At 64.8% G+C, this 21,219-nt stretch carries 17 protein-coding genes; 8 read left to right on the top strand and 9 right to left on the bottom strand.

Going from position 1 to position 21,219, the window contains the following annotated elements; translation table 11 throughout:
- Positions 1-5: 5 nt before the first annotated feature.
- From R2676_RS06590 to R2676_RS06565, 6 genes are all read left to right on the top strand, one after another.
- Positions 6-854: a TauD/TfdA dioxygenase family protein gene (locus tag R2676_RS06590; RefSeq protein WP_206273545.1), complete on the top strand. Its 849-nt coding sequence runs from the start codon at positions 6-8 to the stop codon at positions 852-854.
- A 57-nt stretch (positions 855-911) separates the two neighbouring features.
- The gene (locus R2676_RS06585; protein ID WP_206273546.1) at positions 912-2,045 is read left to right on the top strand and encodes a porin; all 1,134 of its coding nucleotides are present in this window, start codon (positions 912-914) and stop codon (positions 2,043-2,045) included.
- 103 nt (positions 2,046-2,148) lie between these two features.
- Complete coding sequence (locus R2676_RS06580; RefSeq protein WP_206273547.1) at positions 2,149-2,724, top strand: RBBP9/YdeN family alpha/beta hydrolase; 576 nt, start codon at positions 2,149-2,151, stop codon at positions 2,722-2,724.
- The gene (locus R2676_RS06575; protein WP_316856769.1) at positions 2,711-3,427 is read left to right on the top strand and encodes a DsbA family oxidoreductase; all 717 of its coding nucleotides are present in this window, start codon (positions 2,711-2,713) and stop codon (positions 3,425-3,427) included. Before R2676_RS06580 ends, R2676_RS06575 begins: the two co-directional genes overlap by 14 nt.
- Positions 3,428-3,435: 8 nt before the next feature.
- Positions 3,436-3,753: a Rieske (2Fe-2S) protein gene (locus R2676_RS06570; RefSeq protein ID WP_206273663.1), complete on the top strand. Its 318-nt coding sequence runs from the start codon at positions 3,436-3,438 to the stop codon at positions 3,751-3,753.
- A 48-nt stretch (positions 3,754-3,801) separates the two neighbouring features.
- Entirely contained in the window at positions 3,802-5,448 is a 1,647-nt protein-coding gene (locus R2676_RS06565; protein ID WP_206273549.1) for a fatty acid--CoA ligase, read from the top strand.
- A gap of 52 nt (positions 5,449-5,500) precedes the next feature.
- Here R2676_RS06565 and R2676_RS06560 read toward each other — a convergent pair whose 3' ends face one another.
- Complete coding sequence (locus R2676_RS06560) at positions 5,501-6,868, bottom strand: MATE family efflux transporter (RefSeq protein ID WP_206273550.1); 1,368 nt, start codon at positions 6,866-6,868, stop codon at positions 5,501-5,503.
- Positions 6,865-7,479, bottom strand: a complete 615-nt coding sequence (locus R2676_RS06555) for a DUF2239 family protein (RefSeq protein ID WP_206273551.1) — start codon at positions 7,477-7,479, stop codon at positions 6,865-6,867. The genes R2676_RS06560 and R2676_RS06555 overlap by 4 nt, the downstream gene beginning before the upstream one ends.
- Positions 7,480-7,800: 321 nt before the next feature.
- On the opposite strand from R2676_RS06555, the gene R2676_RS06550 reads away from it, so the two are divergent.
- Positions 7,801-10,929 carry a type VI secretion system Vgr family protein gene (locus tag R2676_RS06550; RefSeq protein WP_206273664.1) on the top strand — a complete coding sequence of 1,043 codons (3,129 nt, stop codon included), beginning with the start codon at positions 7,801-7,803 and terminating at the stop codon, positions 10,927-10,929.
- Positions 10,930-11,104: 175 nt separating this feature from the next.
- The gene (locus R2676_RS06545; protein ID WP_206273552.1) at positions 11,105-11,482 is read left to right on the top strand and encodes a hypothetical protein; all 378 of its coding nucleotides are present in this window, start codon (positions 11,105-11,107) and stop codon (positions 11,480-11,482) included.
- Positions 11,483-11,602: 120 nt separating this feature from the next.
- Here R2676_RS06545 and R2676_RS06540 read toward each other — a convergent pair whose 3' ends face one another.
- The 7 genes from R2676_RS06540 to R2676_RS06510 all read right to left on the bottom strand — a co-directional run bounded on the left by R2676_RS06540 (position 11,603) and on the right by R2676_RS06510 (position 21,216).
- The gene (locus tag R2676_RS06540) at positions 11,603-14,344 is read right to left on the bottom strand and encodes a molybdopterin-dependent oxidoreductase (RefSeq protein WP_206273553.1); all 2,742 of its coding nucleotides are present in this window, start codon (positions 14,342-14,344) and stop codon (positions 11,603-11,605) included.
- A 290-nt stretch (positions 14,345-14,634) separates the two neighbouring features.
- A complete protein-coding gene (locus R2676_RS06535) occupies positions 14,635-15,861 on the bottom strand; it encodes an NAD(P)/FAD-dependent oxidoreductase (RefSeq protein WP_206273665.1) in 1,227 nt (408 codons plus the stop codon).
- 2 nt (positions 15,862-15,863) lie between these two features.
- On the bottom strand, positions 15,864-16,202 hold the full coding sequence (gene nirD, locus R2676_RS06530) for a nitrite reductase small subunit NirD (protein ID WP_206273554.1): 339 nt from the start codon (positions 16,200-16,202) through the stop codon (positions 15,864-15,866).
- A gap of 23 nt (positions 16,203-16,225) precedes the next feature.
- On the bottom strand, positions 16,226-18,781 hold the full coding sequence (gene nirB / locus R2676_RS06525) for a nitrite reductase large subunit NirB (protein ID WP_206273555.1): 2,556 nt from the start codon (positions 18,779-18,781) through the stop codon (positions 16,226-16,228).
- Positions 18,782-18,795: 14 nt separating this feature from the next.
- The gene (locus R2676_RS06520; RefSeq protein ID WP_027679161.1) at positions 18,796-20,118 is read right to left on the bottom strand and encodes an MFS transporter; all 1,323 of its coding nucleotides are present in this window, start codon (positions 20,116-20,118) and stop codon (positions 18,796-18,798) included.
- Between the two features lie 387 nt (positions 20,119-20,505).
- Positions 20,506-20,799: a hypothetical protein gene (locus R2676_RS06515; protein WP_027679162.1), complete on the bottom strand. Its 294-nt coding sequence runs from the start codon at positions 20,797-20,799 to the stop codon at positions 20,506-20,508.
- A 162-nt stretch (positions 20,800-20,961) separates the two neighbouring features.
- On the bottom strand, positions 20,962-21,216 hold the full coding sequence (locus tag R2676_RS06510; RefSeq protein WP_004627540.1) for a GlsB/YeaQ/YmgE family stress response membrane protein: 255 nt from the start codon (positions 21,214-21,216) through the stop codon (positions 20,962-20,964).
- Between the last annotated feature and the right edge of the window lie 3 nt (positions 21,217-21,219).

The following is a 21,219-nucleotide window of genomic DNA, read 5'->3' as shown; positions in this document are numbered from 1 at the left end:
CCGTCATGCGCATTGAACAACTGACCAACGCCCTGGGTGCCGAGCTGACCGGCGTGCAATTGCGCGACGCCATCGAAGACGAAGGCCTGTTCGGCGAGATCCGCGCCGCGCTGCTCAAGCACCGCGTGATCTTCCTGCGCGACCAGGACCTGAGCCGCGCGCAGCACGTCGCGTTTGCCCGCCGCTTCGGCGATCTGGAAGACCACCCCGTGGCCGGCAGCGACCCGGAGCACCCGGGCCTCGTGCGCATCTACAAGACGCCCGATCACCCGAACGACCGCTACGAAAACTGCTGGCACGCCGACACCACCTGGCGCGAGGCACCGCAGTTCGGCGCTGTGCTGCGCTGCGTGGAATGCCCGCCGGTTGGTGGCGACACCATGTGGGCCAACATGGTGCTGGCCTACGAAAACCTGCCCGAAGACGTCAAGCGCGACATCGCCGGCCTGCGTGCGCGCCACAGCATCGAAGCCAGCTTTGGCGCGGTCATGCCGATCGAAAAGCGCCTCGCGCTCAAGGCGCAATATCCCGATCCGGAACACCCCGTGGTGCGCACGCACCCCGAGACCGACGAGAAGGTGCTGTACGTGAACGGCTTCACGACGCACTTCACGAACTACCACACACCGGCGCGCGTGCGCTTCGGACAGGACGCCACCGGCGGCGCGTCGGAGCTGCTGCGCTACCTCATCAGCCAGGCCTACATTCCTGAATACCAGGTGCGCTGGCGCTGGAAACCGAACAGCGTGGCGATCTGGGACAACACCGCCACGCAGCATTACGCCGTCATGGATTACGCGCCGTGCCATCGCAAGATGGAGCGTGCCGGCATCATCGGCGGCAAGCCGTTCTAACGACCGTCGGGACACATCGGACCCGTCGGCGATCACACCAAGAGGAGACCCTGCAACATGAAGACGAAGCACCTCGCCCCCGCGGCGCTGCTGGCCTGTGCCGGCGCAGCCTGTGCGCAATCCGGCGTCACGCTGTACGGCGTCGTCGACACCAACATCGAATATGCGACGAACCTGCCGGGCGCCACGCCGGGCAGCTCGGGCAATCGCGTGTCCATGCAAAGCGGCGGGCTCTCAGGCTCGCGCTGGGGCCTGCGCGGCGTGGAGGATCTGGGCGGCGGACTGAGCGCACTGTTCGTGCTGGAAAGCGGCTTTGCGAGCGACACGGGCCAATCGCAGCAAGGCGGACGGCTGTTCGGGCGTCAGGCCTACGTTGGGCTCAAGAGCAGCACGATCGGGCAGTTCACCTTCGGCCGCCAGTACACGACGCTGTTCCAGTTGCTGGCCAACTTCGAGCCGATGGCGTATTCCACGCAGTACGAACCGGCGGCCGTGCAGACCGGCGTGAATTTCCGCTCCGACAACACGGCGATGTACACGGGCAACTTCGGCCCGGTGACGGCACAGGCCCATTGGTCGTTCGGCACCGGCGCGCCGAGCACCAACCCGACCGGCGGCGGCAACGGCGAAGTGCCAGGCCAGGCGCGGCGCGACAGCGGCTACGGCGCGGGGGTGGCCTATTCGGCGGGGCCCCTGGGCGCCACGCTCGCGTACGACCAGTACAACCCGAGCACGCCGCTGGGCGGCGGCGCATTCAGCTCCGGCACGGTGCGCAAGGCGGCGCTGGCGGGCAGCTACCTCGTTGGCGATGTGCTCAAGGTCATGGGCGGCTACCGCTGGGGCCAGAACAAGAACGCCAACGGCAGCGTGGCACTGCGCGACGACTACTTCTGGGCCGGCGCCAACTATCAGGCGACGAGCGCGCTGATGCTCTCGCTCGAATACTCGTATCAGAAGATCAAGACCATCAACAGCGCACCTTCCACACAGGCCAACCCGTGGCAGTTGGCGTTCATTGCCGACTACACGCTTTCCAAACGCACCGACCTGTATCTGACGACGGCGTATGCGCGCAACGCAGGCCTCGCGCTGGATCAGGCCACGGTGGATCTCAACGCCACGGGCTATGGCCTCGCCGCGGGCAAGACCAGCATGCTGGGCGCGGCCGTCGGCATCCGTCACAAGTTCTGAGCGACTGGTCCCGAAAGCACCACGGGAGGCGGACTCCGCCGTCTCCCCGGTCGGCATTCGAGGAGGGCGACCTCCTCGCTTTTTTTCTGCATGGCGTTTCATCATGACGTTGTCCAACACCGCTCCCACCCTCCTCTTCGTACCCGGCCTGCGCGACCACGTGGCCGAACACTGGCAGACATTGCTCGAAGCCGAACTCCGGGCGGCAGGCCACAAGGCTGCGTCGGTCCCGCCGCTGGAGGTCGACAGGTTGAGCTGCGCGGCACGGGTCGCAGCGTTGGACAAGGCCCTCAGCGCCATCGAGGGTCCGGTGATTCTGGTAGCGCACAGCGCAGGCGTGATGATCACCGTGCATTGGGCCCGGCGGCACACGCGCAAGATCCACGGCGCTTTGCTGGCCACGCCGGCCGATCTCGACACGCCCCTGCCTTCGGGCTACCCCACGCACGACGTGCTGCAGGAAAACGGCTGGCTGCCCTGCCCGCGGCATCCGCTGCCGTTTCCAAGCGTCGTCGCCGCGAGCCGGAACGACCCGCTGGCCGCGTTCGAACGCGTGGCCGGCATGGCCGCCGACTGGGGCAGCCGTCTGGTCGATCTCGGGGAGGTCGGACACCTCAATCCGGCATCGGGCTTTGGCCCGTGGCCGGGGGCGGAAGCGCTGATCCATGAACTCGTTTGACCGCCCCGTGCGGGGAATACCGGCAGGCGGGAACCGTCGGCGCGCATCGCTCACGATCGATGTCTTCTTCGACTTCATCTGCCCGTGGTGCTGGATCGGTACGCGCCATCTTTCGAGCGCGCTACGCACGTTCGCAGCGCTGCATCCGGAGGTGAAAACCAAGGTGCGGTGGCGCCCCTACCCCCTGTTGCCGGACACCCCGGCCGAAGGGCTCCCTTACCAGGCGTTCTACCTCAGCCGCCACGGCACCCCTACAGCCGTCGCGATGCGGCGTGCCCAGGTGCAGCGCGCCGGGCAAGCCGCCAGCATCGACTTCGATTTCTCGCGCATCAACGTCCTGCCCAATACCGAGCGCGCGCACGGCGTGGTTCGGAAATATCGCCGGATCGACGCTGGCGGACAGCCGGCTCAGCTTATCGAACGCATCTTCAGTGCCTATTTTGTGGAAGGCGCAGACATCGGTAATGAAAACGTGCTGCAAAGCCTGGAGGTCGAGCACAACGTCGCCCGCGCGATAGCGCTCGATGCGGGCCCACCCAGCGTCTGCAAGCCGGTCGGCCGAGGCGTGACCGTTTCCGGGGTGCCGCATTTCGTCTTCAACTCGGGCGTAGCGGTCTCGGGAGCGCATCCGGCAAGCACGCTCGTGCGCGCCATGCAGAGCGCGCTGTTGTTATCACCAATGCAACCTCAAGAGGACGCGTAGTGAACACCATGGCGCGCAACATCATCGTGACGTCGGCCAGCCATCTTCCCGCCGGCCAGCGCAAGCTCGTCTTCGCCAACGGTCGCAGCATTGTCGTCTTCAACGTCGAAGGCCGGCTTCATGCCGTCGACAACAGCTGCCCGCACAACGGCGCATCGCTCGCCTCGGGGCGTCTGGATGGCAACGTATTGCAGTGCCCGGCACACGGCCTGCGCTTCAACCTCGCCACCGGTTGCGTGCCCGGCGCGGGCGGCCTGTGCCTGAAGACCTACGCCATTCACGAGGCCGACGGCCACATCGTCATCCAGCTGGATGACGACGCCTGAATTGCCCCGCCCGTACGAACCTGCATACCGAACAACGCGCTCCAGACCATGCCTGTGAACCTCATCACCCCGACACCTTCGGCGTACACCTATCCGCTGCTCGTCAAGCACTTGCTGATCAACGCGCAATGCCTCCATGGCGAGCAGGAAATCACGTATCGCGGTGCACTGCGCTACAGCTATCGCACGTTTCGCGAGCGCATCGGCCGGCTCGCATCGGCGCTGAGCACACTGACGGTTCAACACGGCTCGACCGTGGCCGTCATGGATTGGGACAGCCACCGCTACCTCGAGTGCTATTTCGGCGTGCCGATGATGGGTGCAACGCTGTTCACCGTGAATGTGCGGCTCTCAGCCCAGCAGATCCTCTACACGCTCAACGATGCGCGGGCCGAAGTCGTGCTCGTGCACGCCGACTTCGTTCCGATGCTGGAACAGATCTGGGCCGAGTTGACGAGCGTACGCCACGTTGTCGTGCTGGCCGACAACGCCCCCATGCCGCACACCACGCTGCGGGTGGCTGGCGAATACGAAGCACTGCTCGCCCATGCCTCGCCCGATTTTGTATTTGCCGACTTCGACGAACGCACGCGGGCCGCGACGTTCTATACAACCGGCACGACCGGTGACCCGAAAGGCGTGAGCTACAGCCACCGCGACATCGTGCTGCACACCATGGCGACTGCCACGACGCTGTGCGCACCGCGCGATGGCCAGCGCCTGCACCGTGAAGATGTCTACATGCCGATCACGCCGATGTTCCACGTGCTGGCGTGGGGCATGCCGTACATCGCCATCATGCTCGGCTTGAAGATGGTCCTGCCGGGCCGCTACGCCGCCGACCTGCTCCTCAAGCTGCACGACACGGAGCGCGTGACCTTCTCGCATTGCGTCCCGACACTGCTGCAGATGCTGCTGCAGGCGGCAGAAGGCGGCATGCATGACCTGTCAGGATGGAAGGTCCTGATTGGCGGCTCGGCACTGTCTCCGGCACTCTGCGAAGCGGCGCTTTCGCGAGGCATTGACGTGTTTGCCGGTTATGGCATGTCCGAAACCGGCCCCGTGGTGGCGCTCGCGCAACTGCCGCCTGGCCGCAAGCCAGCAGACCGGCAGGAAGAGATCCGCATGCGCTGCGCCACGGGGCGCCCCGTCCCGCTGGCCGAGTTGCGCATCGTCGACGAGCATCTGCGCGATGTGCCGCACGACGGCAAGCACCAGGGCGAGATCGTGCTGCGTACGCCGTATCTCACGCAAAGCTATTTCAACAAGCCGGAAGCATCGGAAGAACTGTGGGCCGGTGGCTACCTGCACACGCAGGACATCGCCGTCATGACGCCCGAGGGTTTCGTGCAGATCGTCGACCGCATCAAGGACGTGATCAAGACCGGCGGTGAATGGGTGTCGTCGATTGAAGTGGAAAGCCTGATCGCCCAGGTGCCGGGCGTGCAGGAGAGCGCCGTGATTGGTGTGCGCGACGCCAAGTGGGGCGAACGGCCAATGGCGTTTGTCGTAAGCAAGCCGGGCGTGCGGCTGAAGGCTGAAGCCATTCGCGATTGCCTGCTGGCACACGCCGACGCCAAACGCATCAGCAAATACGCCGTGCCGGAATTAGATCGCATCGCCTTCGTGGCGGAGATCCCGAAGACGAGCGTCGGCAAGATCAACAAGAAGGTCTTGCGCGAGAGCGCGGCGTAAGTCCCGCACGCGCTCCACCGCCGGCCCCACCTGGCAACCGGCGGCGGTGTCGTCACACCATGCGGCGGATGCCGAACCGCTGCGCGCGGCGTCGCCACACGAGCGCGTAATACAGCCCCTGCATCACGAACATGGCGAGGAAGGCGGCCGGATACGCAGCCCAGATGCCGTCGGTGCCGATATGGCGGCTCAACACCCAGGCCACCGGCACTTCCACCGCCGCAATGGCGAGGATGGAAATCGCCGTGGGCGCCATCACCGTGCCGCTTGAGCGCATCACGCCCGAGAAGACGCTCGCCATGCCGAAGATGACCGAACTCCACAGCGAGATGTGCAGCAGGCTCTGCGCAAGGCTCATCACTTCCGTGCTCGTGGTGAACCAGCCGATGACGGCGCGCGAGAACAGCAACGCCATCAGCACCAGCACGCCGGTAATAGCCACGTTGAGCCACAGCCCCGTGCGCGTGATGGCGTCGAGCCGCTCCGTATTGCCCGAACCGATGGCCTGAGCCCCGAGGATGGACGCCGTGATCGCAATCGACATGGCGGGAAACTGCACGTAGCTGATGATCTGCGTGCCGGCGCCGTACGCGGCCGTTGCGTCGGAGCCGAAGCCGTTGACGAAGGACAGCAGCGCCAGTTCGGCAATCGAGATGACCACAAGCTGCACGCCCGTCGGCACGCCGATCCGCAGCACGGTTTTGAGCACACCCAGATCGACCCACAGATGCCGCGCCAGCACGGCATCGGGCGCGAGCGGATGGTTGCGGCGGCGCAGGAAGAAGGCGAGCCACACCAGCGCGATCGTGAACGAGATGATGGTCGCCGCGGCGCCGCTTGCCACGCCCAGCTGCGGCAAGCCGAACCAGCCGCGAATGAAGGTCGGCGTCAGCACCAGCCCGATCGCCGTCGACAGTGCGAGCGTGCGCAAAGGCGTGCGCGTGTCCCCCACGCCGCGCATCATCGCCGTGGCCAGCAGGTAGACGAACAGGCCCGGCATGGCATAGAGCATGACGCTGGCGTAGAGCGTGGCGTCTTGCAGGATGTCGGCCGGCGTGCCGAGCCACCCCAGCAGCGCGTTGGCGAACGGGCCGCCCAGCAGCGCCACCGCCAGCCCGACGATGAAGCCCACCGACAACGTTGTCCCGGCCACGGTCTTGACTGCCTCTGGCTTCTTGGCGCCCCACGCCTGCCCGATCAGCACCGCCGCACCGGAGCCGAGCCCGATGATGAAAGCGATGAAGAAGAACAGGATCGGGAAGAACGCCGACACCGCGGCGAGGGCCTTCACGCCCAGCATGTGCCCCACATAGACGTTGTTGAGCGTGCCCGACAACGATTGCAGGATGTTGGCCAGGATCAGCGGGCCGAGGAATGCGATGAATGTTCGCCACAACGGGCGAGCAGCAGGCGCTGTCATGCAGCCTCCTGTTGAGGATTGAAGGCCCGGCTCGCCAGTTCGCGCGCAAAGTCGCGCACGTCGGCGGGCCAGGAGTGTGTGAGGGATTCGAACGCCGCGGCATCTGCGGCAAACAGGGCGCGCGTGGCCTCTTCAAAGCCCGCGGCGTTGCCGGCCATCGCCGACATGAAGCGGTACGCCGCCTCTTGCGCAGTCCGGCGGCGGTCGGCGCCTTCGGCAGCGCGGCGCGCATCTTCCACGAGCTTGCGCAGCGTAACCGATGCCCCGCCCGGCTGCGCGGCCAGCCAGTCCCAGTGGCGCGGCAGCAAGGTGACCTCGCGCGCGATCACGCCCAGCTTGGGACGGCCAGGACCACGCGGGCGACTATCGGACTCGGCCGGTTGCGTGGCAGACGATGCGGTTGGATCGAGGCGCGCAAGCACGTCTTCCACCGTGCCGCGCAAGTCGAATTCCACGGGCTGCGCGGTGGTGCGGTCGAACACCAGCACCTGCGATTCGGGGTGTGCATCGACGTGGATCTTGACGGCCCGGGCGACGTCGCGGACGGGCCCGGCGGCCAGGCGCTGCGTGCCGGCAAACGCCGTGCACGCTTGGGTTGCTGCGGCATCCATGAGAAAGGCTCCTGCTGAAGTTTCAACAGGAACGCATTCTACCCGGGTTTAATTAACACAGCAATATCGCCCGGATAAAATTTGGATTAGTTGCGAGATTGCGGAATGGCTAGCCGGGCGCTCGCCGAAACCTATTCGTGCATAGGCGGCCCTCCGCCGCCCACAGTACGGGTCCGACTCGAGCATTGCGTCAAGTTTCGTCAATTCCGCTCCGCCGACGCGACAGGGCCATGAGCATGTTCCCTCTTGACATCTACTGGGAGACCGCTCGTGAGTCAGAACACCCGTCGCATCGACCGCCCCGGGAACGCGCGTAACGCCATCCCTCCACCCGGTCCTCACCGCACAGTCAAAGCCACGAGTGCTGCGATCCCGGAATTGCTCGGTCAACCGCAGTTGGAATTCGTGCGCGTCACTGGCCGCGAAGCCCTGAGCGAACTGTTCACCTACACGGTCGACCTGCGTCCCGTATCCCTGGCTGCCGAGCAAGCCATGCTCGAAGCCGACCTGGACGATGCCATCGGCCTAGAGATGACGTTGACGATTGAGTTAGACGGCATCGGTACCGGCTTGACGGGTGGTGTTGGTGCCGGCGAGCGCCAAATTACTGGCGTCATCAGCGCTGTCGAACAAGTTGGCGGTGTGAGCGACAACCGTCTCTACCGCTACACCCTGCGCCCATGGCTGTGGCTCGCTACCCAGACCAGCGACTACAAAGCCTTCCAGAACAAGAGCGTCATCGACATCCTCGATGAAGTCCTGGCCGACTACACCTTCAGCGTCGACAAACGCCTAGACGAAAGCGTCTTCCCCAAACTCGAATGGGAAGTCCAGCACGGCGAAACGGATTTCGACTTCTTCCAACGCCTCACCGAAGAATGGGGCATCACGTACTTCTTCGAGCACGACGGCGGCCACCACCGCCTCGTGCTGGTGAGCGAATCCGGCGCGTGGCGCAAATTCCCCAGCGCTGCGTATCACACGCTACCGATTTACCCGCAGGGCTTGAAGGTCGACGAAGAACACCTCACCCGGTTTGAACCCATCAACCGCCTCCGTACCGGCAAGATCACCCTCAAAGACTACGACCCGCGCCAGCCCAAGGCCGATCTCACCACGGGCGACAGGTTGCCGCGTGACACGCACCACTCCGAGTTCGAACGCTACGAATACGACCCCGGCGTCTACACCAGCCGAGACGTTGGCAGCCAGCGCGCTCGCATCCGCATGGAGGAGCGTCGATCGCAAGGACGGCGTGCACGCGGTGCCGGCGCCTTGCGCGGCCTCGCTGCTGGCTGCACCTATCAGATCGCCAATCACGACAAGGATGACCTCAACCGGGAATTTCTCGTCGTCAGCACTGAGCTCGAACTCGAAGACGTCGCCGTCCAATCGGGCAGCACCCAGCGTTACGCCTGTCACGTCCGCTTTGAAGCCCACCCGACGGATGAAGTCTTCCGCCCACCGCTGACCACCGCAAAACCGCGCGTCAAGGGTATTCAGCGCGCCGTCGTCACCGGCCCCGAGAACCAGGAGGTCTGGACCAACGACTTCGGTTGCGTCAAGGTCCAGTTCGAGTGGGACCGCTACGGCCAGTACAACGAAAACTCCTCGCCGTGGATCCGCGTCGCCAACGGCTGGTCGGGTGACCAGTTCGGTGCCATGCATGTCCCGCGCATTGGGCAGGAAGTCCTCGTCGATTACCTCAATGGTGACCCGAACACGCCGATCATTATTGGGCGGGTGCCGAACCAGCTGAATCTGCCGCCATGGCAACTGCCCGGTCAGCATGCCCTCTCGGGCATTGCCAGCAAGGAACTGTTCGGGAAGCGGCGCAACCACCTGCTGATGGATGACACGCAGGGCCAGATCCAGGCCCAGTTGTCGTCTGACCACCAGACCAGCCAGCTCAATCTGGGCTACCTGACCGGTGTGCCCGGCAACCCCGGGCGCAAAGACCAGAGAGGCGAGGGTTTTGATCTGCGCACCGATGGGCATGGCGCCATCCGTGGGGCTAAGGGCTTGTTCCTCACCACCGAGGGGCAGGTTACTGCCGTGGGCGGCCACCTCGACCGGCAAGAGTTCATCCGCTGCATGGAGGCCGCGCTCGAAGCCGCGAAATCCCTGGGCGACTACAGCAGTCAGCATGAAGCCCTGAAAACCGACGCCGGTCCGCAATCGACACTCGCCAAAGCCATTGAGGAATGGGATGCCGGCGCCAACAACCATCAGGACAAGCCAGGCCAAGGTGGCCAGCCCCTGCTGGGCGCCTACGCGTCGGCCGGTATTGCCTTGGCTAGCCCCAAGAGCCTGACCAGCTACGCGGGCCAACACATCGACACCGTTTCCAAGCTGAACCAGCAACAGACCGCAGGGCAGCAATACCTCGTCAACGCTGGCACCGGCATCAGTCTGTTCGCACACAGCGGTGAATGGAAGGGAATCGCCCATCAGGGGCAACTCGTATTGCAAGCGCACCAGAAGAGCATCACTGCCAACGCCAGACAGGACGTGGTCGTCACCGCCACGGACGGCACCATCCTGCTCAATGCCAAGACGGGCATCACGCTCATGAGCGGCGACGCGGGGATTCGGATTGCGGATGGGAAGGTCGAGGCCTTTGGGCCGACGCTCATCCACCTGCATACGGGGAACTTCGACGTGCCGGGGCCGGAGGGCGTCAATGAGGCGCTGCCGCAGTTTGATTCGGGCGACGTGGGTCGCAAGTTCCGACTGATCCGTCCCGCAGACAACAAGCCGGTTGCCAACCGCGCATACGAAATCACCAAGAAGGACGGCAGCGTCATCAAGGGCGTTACCAATGCTCTTGGAGAGACGGAGCTGCATGAATCTGAGACGACCGACGTGTTGGCCGTCAAATTCGGCAAGCCCCAGTCGGCTGGCTCAGTGCCAGGTATGGTGAAGACGGCCCTGATGGTGGGAAATGATAGGGGGCAGGAAAGTCGCGAGTATCGCTATCAGCTTGCGCAGCCCAGCTATCAAATCAACCAATGGGCCCACTTGTTTGCGGAAGGCGTGGGCATGAATGGCGCGTTCAATCTCAAGGGGGGGCTCGCAGTGAAGAGCGGCGGTGCGGAAGAGTCCATTTGGTTGAGTGCTATGGGCTACACCAGCGCCGGAAGAATAGGTAAGACGCATTTCTTTGCCTCGGCCTCCCTTCGCATAAATGACATCGAAGGGCCGAGTACTCCGCTGGGCTTGGACAACGAACCTGGCGTTTGGCCGAAGGATAATTTCTCGCCCATTGGCTCGGCCGTATTGAAACTGCCGAAAGCGGACCCCTCGATGAAAATTGAGCTGCTCATCACAGGTGGGTACATCTACAAAGGCGATGAGGGTCACGCGGTACCTAACCCACCCCGTGGCGCAATCGCGATACCGATTCAAGTGGTCCCTGGCAAAGTCAAGAGTGGAGTCATCAATGTCTAGAAATCAAGCATGGTTGCTGTCTCTTGCTCTGGTGGGCGCAGGGCTTTTCGGTTGCACTGACAGTGGTACCAACACTCCGGTCGCACCACGGCAAGAGGAGCAAGTTTCAACGCAATCGAGTGGAGTCGCTGCCCAGGCTAAGCCAGTGCCGACGTCAGAGTCGAAACGAGCGTTCTTGCTGGCGCAAGAAGCAAGCGAGCATGCCGGCCGACGTGACTATGCGGGCGCATTGAGCAAGCTTGAAGCGGCGATCGCGATTCGAGGCGACGTACCAGAGTACTCAATGATGCGTTGCATGTTGAGTGAACGCGTGAGCAACCAGCCTCAGTTGGACTGCTATGCGAACGTTGTGCGGGCCTATAACGCTGGTGGCGCACCTTGCGAAAGCAATCTCAACTGCGTTGTCGCTGCCTCTATGGCTTCTTTACCGGACGCATTGCGTTATCGCACTCGCTTTCTGGCATCCCCGAAGTCACCCGAGGATCAGGCAACCGCTGAGGGCATGTTGGGGGATTTCTCACGCAATGCCGTACTGCACTCCATTCTCCCCTGATGACCTGACGGTTCTTACAAGCCGGACCACCGTTCGTGCGGTACGTGTGCAAGCTACACGTGCGAACCGTTGTTCTAACGATGGTGGCAACACGGCGCAAAACCTCGTCACCAAGCAAAGTCACGCCGCCTGCTGCACGCGCGCCTCCACCAGCAACCGCTTCAGCTCCGGCACGCACGAGCCGCAATTGCCGCCCGCCTTCAGGCAGGCCGTGATCTCGCCGGTGGATTGCAGGCCCTGCGTGCGGATGGCATCGCAGATGGTGTTGCGGCCCACGCCAAAGCATGAGCAGACGGTGGGACCGACGTCGACGCCGGCTTCGATCGGCTGGCCGAGCAGCACGCCCGCCCGGTCGACGTCTTCCAGCCGTTCTTGCGCGAACAGGCCGGCCAGCCAGTTGCGCGACGGCAGGTCCGGGCGCGGCGAGAGAAACACGCAGGCTTCGATGCGGTCGTCCACGACATGCACGGCGCGGTAGACGCGCGCGGTGGCGTCTTCGTATTCGAGCCAGTCGGCGTGCGGATCCGCTACGCCGAGCAGCGCACGCGCCCAATCGTGTACGGCACCCAGTTGCTGGCGACCGGCCAGCTCATAGCGCACGAACTGCTTGCCCTGGATGCGCGTCCACCACGTTGCATCGTCGGTGTCGAGCGCGCGGCGCGAGAGCACGAAACCGTGCCACGCCACATCGAACGGCTCGACCATCACCGGCGTGTGCTTGAACTCGGGCTCGCCGGACACCGGGTCGACCACCGGGTTGACGACCGCACCCACGCGCGCATCGGAAGCAAACTGGCCGTTCCAGTGGATCGGCACGAACACGCTGCCGCGCGCGATGCCGCCCGTCATGCGCACACGCGCCACCACGCTGCCCCAGCGCGACGACACGCGCGCAAGGCCGCCCTCGCGCACGCCGGCCAGCAGCGCATCGTGCGGGTGCAGATCGACGAACGGTTCGGGCACGTGATCCGCCAGCTTGGGCGCGCGGCCGGTGCGCGTCATGGTGTGCCATTGGTCGCGCACGCGGCCCGTGTTGAGGATGAGCGGATATTCGCTGTCGGCCGCATGCGCGGGCGCGCGGGCCGGCGTCGGCACGAAGCGCGCACGGCCATCGGCGTGGGCAAAGCGGCCATCGCTGAAGAGGCGCGCTTCGCCGTTGCCCGACGTTGTGATGGGCCATTGCACCGGCAACATGCCGTCGTATGCATCGGCATCGAGGCCCGCCAGGCCGCCGAGGTGGAAGGCGCGGCGAATGCCGCTCGCGCCGTTGGCGTAGGCGGACAGACGCGCGTGTTCGTCGAACACATCGTGCACGCGCTTGAAGTCGAAGCCGTCGTAGCCCATGCGGCGGGCGACGTCGGCGATGATGTCCCAGTCGGCGCGTGCCTCGCCGGGTGCGGGCAGAAAGGCGCGCTGGCGCGAGATGCGGCGCTCGGAGTTCGTCACCGTGCCGTCTTTTTCGCCCCAGCCGAGCGCGGGCAGCAGGATGTCGGCCAGCACGGTCGTGTCGGTGGCTTCAACGATGTCGGACGCGACGACGAGTTCGCACTTGGCGAGCGCACGGCGCGCCTGGTCCGCATCCGGCAGGCTGACCACGGGGTTGGTGCCGATGATCCACACGGCCTTGACGCGCCCGTCTTCAATGGCGTTGAACAGATCGACCGCCTTCAGGCCCGCCTTGTCGGCCATGCGCGGCGCGCCCCAGAACGTCTGCACGAGATCGCGATGCGACGGCTCGTTCAGCTCCATGTGCGCGGCCAGCATGTTCGCCAGCCCGCCCACCTCGCGGCCGCCCATGGCATTCGGCTGGCCGGTAATCGAAAACGGCCCCATGCCCGCGCGGCCGATGCGGCCCGTGAGCAAGTGGCAGTTGATGATGCTGTTGACCTTGTCCGTGCCCGCTGTCGACTGATTCACACCCATCGAGAACGCGGTGATGGTGCGTTCGGTGTCGGCAAACCAGCTGTAGAAGGTGAGCAGATCGTCGAGTTTGAGCTTGCAGGCCCTGGCGACGGCTTCGACGTCTTCGCTCTCGGTGCCGGCGGCTTCCAACGCGGCGTCCGGGCCGTTGGTATGCAGCGTGACGAAGTTCCTGTCCACCACGCCGCGCCGCGAGAGGAACGACAGCAGGCCGTTGAAGAGCCGCACATCGGTACCGGGCTTGATGGGCAGATGCAGATCGGCCAGCTCGCACGTGGCCGTGTGGCGCGGGTCGACCACCACCACTTTCATCTCGGGCCGCGCTTCCTTGGCGCGCACGATGCGCTGGAACAGGATCGGGTGGCACCACGCCGTGTTGGAGCCGACCAGCACGATGAGGTCCGCCATTTCCAGATCGTCATAGCAGACAGGAACGAGGTCTTCGCCAAACGCGCGCTTGTGGCCGGCCACAGCCGACGACATGCACAGCCGAGAGTTCGTATCGATGTTGGCCGTGCCGATGAAGCCCTTCATCAGCTTGTTGGCGACGTAGTAATCCTCGGTCAGCAACTGGCCGGAGACATAGAGCGCGACCGCATCGGGGCCGTGTTCGTCGATGATGCGGCGGAAACCCTGGGCGACGGTGTCGAGGGCGGTATCCCATGTCACGCGCTGCAGCGGGGCAATGGAGGCGTCGAGGTCATGCGAACGTTCGCGGATGGCGGGATACAGGAGGCGGCCTTCTAGGCTGACGGTTTCCCCCAGCGCGGCGCCCTTTACGCATAGGCGCCCTGCGTTGGCGGGGTGCGTTGGATCGCCTTGAATGCTGACGCTGCCATCCGCTTGCGGGGTCGCTAGCACGCCGCAGCCGACGCCGCAGTAGGGGCAGGTGGTGCGTACGGCGTTGGTTGCTGGGTGGAGGGGGATGGTGGTCATCGTCATTTCCGTATTGCTGTGCGTTTGTCGTGCATCCCTTGTTTCACCCCCTGCCGGGGGCGACTCACTTTCTTTGTCTTGCCAAAGAAAGTAAGCAAAGAAAGGCGCGCCCGAGATGGCGACCTCCCCTTGAATTTATGTCGCAGGGAGGGAGGGGAGGCAAACTCGCTTCGCTCAAACAGGCCTCCCCTCTTTTTCCTCCCTGCAACAGAAATTCAAGGCGCCATCTAGGGCTTCAACTGCCACACCGGCGGCGTGCAAAGGGTGTTGCCAGCTTTGCGTCTTGCCGGTGTTCATTACGCCGCTTCCGCTTCGCACAGCGCGCGGCCAAACAACAGGCGCTGGCGGATCGACGTGATGGGCACCTCGCGTTGGATCAGGTCGAAGTACCACGGGCCGTCGGCCACGTCGCCGTACAGCACCGCGCCGACGATGCGGTCTTCCTTCAGGACGAGTCGTTTGTAGACGCCGCGGCGCGGGTCGCGCAGCACGATGTCTTCGGTACCGTCGCCGCCGATGAAATCGCCCGCCGAATACAAGTCCACGCCGGTGACCTTCAACTTGGTGGCCGTTGCCTGCTGGACATAGCGGCGGTGTCCGGCGCCGGCCAGGTGCGCGGCGCACACGCGGGCCTGGTCCCAGATAGGTGCGACGAGGCCGAACGTTGCGCTGCGGTGCTGCACGCATTCGCCCACGGCGTAGATGCGTGGGTCGTAGGTCTGCAGCGTGTCGTCAACGATGATGGCGCGTTCGCAATGCAGGCCGGCCGCCTTGGCAAGCTCGATGTTCGGGCGTACGCCGGCCGTCATGACGACGAGATCCGCGGGGATCTCGGTGCCATCCTTGAAGCGCACGGCGGTCACGCGGTCGGTGCCCAGCAGCTCCGCCGTGTGCGCGCCGAGCAGGAAGCGCAGGCCTTTGGCTTCCAGCGCCTTCTGCAGCAGTTGCGCGGCGGGCTTGTCCAGCTGACGCTCCATCAGCGTGTCGGGCAGGTGCACGACCGTCACGTCCATGCCTTGGCGCATCAGCCCGTTGGCCGCTTCGAGCCCGAGCAGGCCGCCGCCGATGACGACGGCATGCCGATGGTTGCGCGCCGCCTCCAGCATCGTCTCCACGTCCTGGATGTCGCGGAAGGCGATCACGCCCGGCAGCAGATGCCCCGGCACCGGCAGGATGAACGGCCGCGAGCCGGTGGCGATCAGCAGGCGGTCGTAGCGCATCTCCACGCCGTCTCGCGAGCGCAGCGTGCGGCGCGGGCGATCGATGGCGACCACCGGATCGCCCGCATGCAGCGTGATGCGGTTCTGCGCGTACCACTCACGCGTGTTGAGCATGATGTCGTCAACCTGCTTTTCGCCCGCCAACACAGGCGAGAGCAGGATGCGGTTGTAGTTGCCGTGCGGCTCTTCGCCAAACACGGTGATGTCGTACAGGTCCGGCGCGAGCTTGAGCAGTTCTTCGACCGTGCGCATGCCGGCCATGCCGTTGCCGATGACGACCAGCTTGGGGCGCGCCGACGTCATGCTCATACTCCCACCCAGATGGTGCCGTTCTCGACCTTGGTCGCGTACGCGTGCACAGAGTTGGCCGGCGCTTCCAGGCACTCGCCGGTGATCAGGTCGAAGTGCTGCTTGTAGATCGGCGAGGCCACGACAATGCGCTCGCCGAGATTGCCGATGAGCCCGCGCGAGAGCACGGCAGCATGGGAATTCGGATCGTAGTTGCCGATGGCGTACACGCCTTGCGACGTGTTGCCGGCCACACGGAACACGGCAACCTGGTCACCGTCCACCAGCGCGCAGACGCCGGTGTTGGGAACGATGTCGTCCACGGCGCAGATGGGCGTCCAACGGGATGCTTGCATGGCGTTCTCCTCTTCTCTCGGGCTCAAGCGGCTTCAGCAACAACGGGAATGCGCACGGGCCGCGTCTTGGCACGCTCCTCGACCGTGGCGGGGCGAATCTGGCCGCGCTCTTCGACGAAGACGACATTCGTGTCCTTCGCTTCGCTGTTGACGAAGTGGCGGAAGCGCTTGCGCACGTCGGGGTTCGTCACAGCGGTCTTCCATTCGTCCTGATAGGTGTCGACCACATGCTGCATCTCGGCTTCGAGTTCGGCCACGATGCCGAGCTTGTCGTTGACGACCACGTCCTTCAGATAGTTGAGACCGCCTTCGAGGTTGTCGCGCCATGTGCTGGTGCGTTGCAGGCGGTCGGCCGTGCGCACGTAGAACATCAGGAAGCGGTCGACATACTTGATGAGCGTTTCCTGATCGAGGTCGGCCGCCAGCAGTTCGGCATGACGGGGCTTCATGCCGCCGTTGCCGCACACGTACAGGTTCCAGCCCTTCTCCGTAGCGATGATGCCGACGTCCTTGCCTTGCGCCTCCGCGCATTCACGCGTGCAGCCCGACACGCCAAACTTGATCTTGTGCGGCGAGCGCAGGCCCTTGTAGCGGTTCTCCAGCGCAATCGCAAAACCCACCGAATCGCCCACGCCATAGCGGCACCACGTCGATCCCACGCACGACTTCACCGTACGCAGCGATTTGCCATACGCGTGACCCGACTCGAAGCCGGCCGCGATCAATTCTTCCCAGATCAGCGGCAGTTGCTCCAGGCGCGCACCGAAGAGGTCGACACGCTGGCCCCCGGTGATCTTGGTGTACAGCCCGTACTTCTTGGCGACCTGGCCTACGGCGATCAAGCCGTCTGCCGTGACCTCGCCGCCCGGCATGCGCGGCACCACGGAGTACGTCCCGTCCTTCTGGATGTTGGCGAGGAAGTAGTCGTTGGAATCCTGCAGGCTGGCGTGCTCCTTCTTGAGCACGAAGTCGTTCCAGCACGAAGCGAGGATGCTCGCCACAGCCGGCTTGCAGATGTCGCAGCCCATGCCGCTGCCGTGCGCTTCCAGCAGCGCTTCAAAGGACTGGATTCGGCCCACGCGCACGAGGTGATACAGCTCCTGGCGCGAATACGGAAAGTGCTCGCAGATGTGGTTGTTGACGGCCAGGCCCTGCTTCTTCATCTCGGCCTTCATCACCTGCGTCATGAGCGGCACGCAGCCGCCGCACGAGGTGCCGGCCTTGGTCGCGTCCTTGAGCGCACCCACGGACGTGGCGCCGGCACACACGGCCTGGCACAACGCGCCCTTCGATACATCGTTGCACGAGCAGATCTGCGCGCTGTCGGGCAGCGCATCCACGCCCAGCGCCGGACGCGCATTGCCATCGGCCTGCGGCAGGATCAGGAATTCCGGTGCTTCGGGCAGCTCGATGCGATTGAGCATCATCTGCAGCAGCGTGCCGTATTCCGATGCATCGCCCACCAGCACGCCGCCCAGCAAGTATTTGCCGTCTTCCGACAGCACCAGCTTCTTGTAGATCTGCTTGCGCTCATCCGTGAACAGCACGCTGCGGCTGCCCGGCGTCACGCCCTGCGCATCGCCCAGGCTGGCGACATCCACGCCCATCAGCTTGAGCTTGGTGCTCATGTCGGCGCCGCTGAACTCCGACGCGTCGTCCGCCGCCAGTATCTGCTTGGCGGTGATGCGGGCCATCTCGTAGCCGGGCGCAACCAGGCCATAGACCTTGCCGCCCCACAGCGCGCATTCGCCAATCGCGTAAACATCCGGCGCGGAGGTGCGGCATTCGGAGTCGATCACGATGCCGCCGCGCTCGCCCACTTCCAGCCCGCAAGCGCGCGCCAGTTCATCGCGCGGGCGTATGCCGGCCGAGAAGACGACCATGTCGGCTTCCAGGTGCGTGCCGTCGGCAAAATTCAGGCGATGCGTCGCCGTTTCGCCGTCGACGATCTCCGACGTGTTCTTCTGCGTGTGGACGGTCACGCCCAGGTCTTCGATCTTCCGGCGCAGCATGCGGCCGCCGCCGTCGTCCACCTGCATCGCCATCAGGCGGCCGGCAAACTCGACCACGTGCGTTTGCAGGTTCATGTCGCGCAGCGCCTTGGCGCATTCCAGCCCCAGCAGGCCGCCGCCGATGACGACGCCGGTCTTGGCGCGCTGGCCGCATTCGGCCATGGCTTCCAGGTCTTCGATGGTGCGATAGACGAAGCAGTCCTTGCGGTCGCGGCCCGGCACCGGCGGCACAAACGGCGACGAGCCCGACGCGATGACGAGCTTGTCGTACGGCAGCACTTCGCCGGTGGAAGCTGTCACGGTTTTGGCGATGGTGTCGATGGCCGTGGCGCGGGCATTGAGCTTGAGCACCACGTCATCGCGATCGAAAAAGCCCGGCGCCACGAGCGAGAGATCTTCCGCCGTCTTGCCCGTGAAGAATTCCGACAGGTGCACGCGGTCGTAGGCGGGGCGCGGCTCTTCGCACAGCACCGTCACCTGGAGGTGATGGCCGGGCGCATGCAGCAGGCTTTCCAGAAACTTGTGGCCCACCATTCCGTGGCCAATGACGACGATCTTCATGGTCATGGTGATGTCCTCTTTCAGGCGTTGCCGGCGGCGGCCAGCGTGTTGTCGTACAGCGCTTGTTCGCGGGCCTTGTGCTCTGCCGAGAAACGCACGGCGATGGCGCAGATGGCCGACAGCGCCACCAGCACACCGAGGATGGATAGCGTGGCCTGCGTATCGGCCATGCCCTTGAGCAGGAAGCCCGCCGCCACCGCGCCCGCGTTGCCGCCCGCGCCGATGATGCCGGCCACACCGCCCAGCGCACGGCGATCGATGAACGGCACCAGCGCATACGTGGCACCGCACGCCATATGCGTGAAGAGGCCGAAGCCGAGCATCGCCAGAATCGCCACCGGCACGCTGCCTGCATGGGCAAAACCGAACAGGCCGAGGCCCTCGCCCAGCATCAGCAGGCACAGCAGTTGTGTGCGCGCATCCAGGCCGCGCTTGGCTGCCACGCGGTCCGACACGATGCCGCCCAGCGCGCGGGCAAACAGCGCGAGCAGGCCGAAGCTGGCCGCGGCCATGCCGGCAGCCGAGAGCGACAGGCCAAAGTGATCGACGTAGTAAGTGGCGGCGATGTTGTGGATGAAGATTTCCACGCCAAAGCACGCGCCGTAGGTGATGAACAGCAGCCACACGCGGTAGTTGCCGGCCGCCGTGACGAAGCTGCCCCAGCCACCCTTCTTGCCGCCGTCGATGGTCTTGCCGGCGGCGCGCAGCGCGCTGAAGTTGCCTTCCGGGCAGTCCTGCGTATAGCGCCAGTACAGCGCCGCAACGATCAGCATTGCCACACCGGGCACCACCATGGCGATGCGCCAGCCCATGCTCTGCGTGACGCCCATCATCACGATGGCGGTCAGCAGCAGCGGCATCGTGCCTTGCGCCACACCGCCGCCTGCGTTGCCCCAGCCGGCCGCCGCGGCGTTGGCCGTGCCCACCACGTTGGGCGCGAACATGACCGACGTGTGGTACTGCGTGATGACGAAGCTCGCGCCGATCGCGCCGATGGCCAGGCGGAAGAACAGGAAGGTCTCGTAGCTTTGCGCCAGTGCCACGCCCAGCACGGGGATGGCCCCCAGCAGCAGCAAGCCGGTGTAGGTCTTGCGCGGCCCGAAGCGGTCGCACAACGGCCCGACAATCAGCCGCACCAAGATCGTCACCGCCACCGCGGCGATGTTGATGTTGGCGATCTGGCCAGGTGTGAGATGGAATTCGCCCTTGAGCACCGGCATGAGCGGCGCGCAGGCAAACCACGCGTAGAAACACACGAAGAACGCGAGCCACGTCAGATGAAAGGCGCGCATCTGCGGCGTGCGCAGGCTGAACAGGTCGATTCGGGTCGCTTTGCCGGTCATGTTGAATCCCACCAATCAGGGGCCGAAAAAAAAGAAAGGCGTCCGAGAGCCCGGCTGCAGTAGCCGGGGTCTGGGACGCCGTTGTCCAAGTAGCCCTGAGCACCAGGGCCTTCACCACGAAGCGCGCGAATCGCCTTTGACCCGCGCCATGGTGCTATGCAACAGGTATGCCAAGGACGCAGAGCCTTGCGCTATCGCGGTTTGCGAGAAATTGCCCAGAAATCGGGCGGGGCGCTTGCCTCATGCGCGGGCACCGCGCCGCACGGTTTCGGTGCGAGCACGATTCGGGATGGTGCGGCACAGCAAATGCGTCGGCCGCCGCCAAGGGCGACCGGCACATCACAAGCAAGACTGACGGGAAGGGACGCTGCCGATCAAGCTTCGGCGTCAGTAGCCGTGCGTCACGATCGACAGCACCGACAGATCCGGATGCGAGCCGTCGACAATGCTGCGCGCCACGTGCACGGCTTCCTCCATGGCCTCTTCGGGGCTGCGGAAGGTGTCATCGCCATCGGCATGAAAGGGCACGACATGACCGGGCAGGTGCGGATCGGCGCCGGGGTGGCACACGTAGCCGGTGTAGGTGTAGCGCGTGGAGTTGGCCCGAGTCGGGCTTGGCACAACGTGAATTTCGAACCCTTCGTAGAGTTCTTGCGGTGCGGTGGTGAACTGGTCAGACATGGTGGCCTCGCCGGATTAGCGTGTACCGGCCCCGCCGGCGCTTGTGGCGCGGCGGGGCTGCCCTTTGGTTCAACCAGTCTAGGTGATGCGGTGCATGTTGAAATCCGGCGGTTGGATGACATGCGCATCCACCGCCGTTCTTGGCGCCGCGGCGTGCGCGCGCTAGGCGCGCTTGATCAGCCGGATGATGAACAGCAGGATCACCGCGCCGATCACCGCCGTGATGATCGAGCCGATCCAGCCGCCGCCCAGCGAGATGCCCAGCACCCCGGCCAGCCATCCGCCGATGAACGCGCCGACGATGCCGACCACGATGTCGACGAAGATGCCGAACCCGCCGCCCTTCACGAGGATGCCGGCCAGCCAGCCCGCCACCGCGCCGATGATCAACCAGGCAATCAAACCATGTGAGGCCATGTT

The organism is Ralstonia flatus (genome assembly GCF_958439105.1).
GTDB classification, from domain to species: domain Bacteria; phylum Pseudomonadota; class Gammaproteobacteria; order Burkholderiales; family Burkholderiaceae; genus Ralstonia; species Ralstonia flatus.
This window is presented reverse-complemented; position numbering and strand designations above follow the sequence as displayed.

Bases quoted from the DNA above. Each gene is read 5' to 3' on its own strand.
- R2676_RS06570 (WP_206273663.1), top strand. From the start codon at position 3,436: ATGGCGCGCAACATCATCGTGACGTCGGCCAGCCATCTTCCCGCCGGC.
- R2676_RS06560 (WP_206273550.1), bottom strand. From the start codon at position 6,868: ATGACAGCGCCTGCTGCTCGCCCGTTGTGGCGAACATTCATCGCATTC.
- R2676_RS06535 (WP_206273665.1), bottom strand. From the start codon at position 15,861: ATGACGTCGGCGCGCCCCAAGCTGGTCGTCATCGGCAACGGCATGGCC.
- R2676_RS06540 (WP_206273553.1), bottom strand. From the start codon at position 14,344: ATGACGATGACCACCATCCCCCTCCACCCAGCAACCAACGCCGTACGC.
- R2676_RS06590 (WP_206273545.1), top strand. From the start codon at position 6: ATGCGCATTGAACAACTGACCAACGCCCTGGGTGCCGAGCTGACCGGC.
- R2676_RS06565 (WP_206273549.1), top strand. From the start codon at position 3,802: ATGCCTGTGAACCTCATCACCCCGACACCTTCGGCGTACACCTATCCG.
- nirB (WP_206273555.1), bottom strand. From the start codon at position 18,781: ATGACCATGAAGATCGTCGTCATTGGCCACGGAATGGTGGGCCACAAG.
- R2676_RS06575 (WP_316856769.1), top strand. From the start codon at position 2,711: ATGAACTCGTTTGACCGCCCCGTGCGGGGAATACCGGCAGGCGGGAAC.
- R2676_RS06510 (WP_004627540.1), bottom strand. From the start codon at position 21,216: ATGGCCTCACATGGTTTGATTGCCTGGTTGATCATCGGCGCGGTGGCG.
- nirD (WP_206273554.1), bottom strand. From the start codon at position 16,202: ATGCAAGCATCCCGTTGGACGCCCATCTGCGCCGTGGACGACATCGTT.
- R2676_RS06555 (WP_206273551.1), bottom strand. From the start codon at position 7,479: ATGGATGCCGCAGCAACCCAAGCGTGCACGGCGTTTGCCGGCACGCAG.
- R2676_RS06580 (WP_206273547.1), top strand. From the start codon at position 2,149: ATGACGTTGTCCAACACCGCTCCCACCCTCCTCTTCGTACCCGGCCTG.
- R2676_RS06520 (WP_027679161.1), bottom strand. From the start codon at position 20,118: ATGACCGGCAAAGCGACCCGAATCGACCTGTTCAGCCTGCGCACGCCG.
- R2676_RS06515 (WP_027679162.1), bottom strand. From the start codon at position 20,799: ATGTCTGACCAGTTCACCACCGCACCGCAAGAACTCTACGAAGGGTTC.
- R2676_RS06585 (WP_206273546.1), top strand. From the start codon at position 912: ATGAAGACGAAGCACCTCGCCCCCGCGGCGCTGCTGGCCTGTGCCGGC.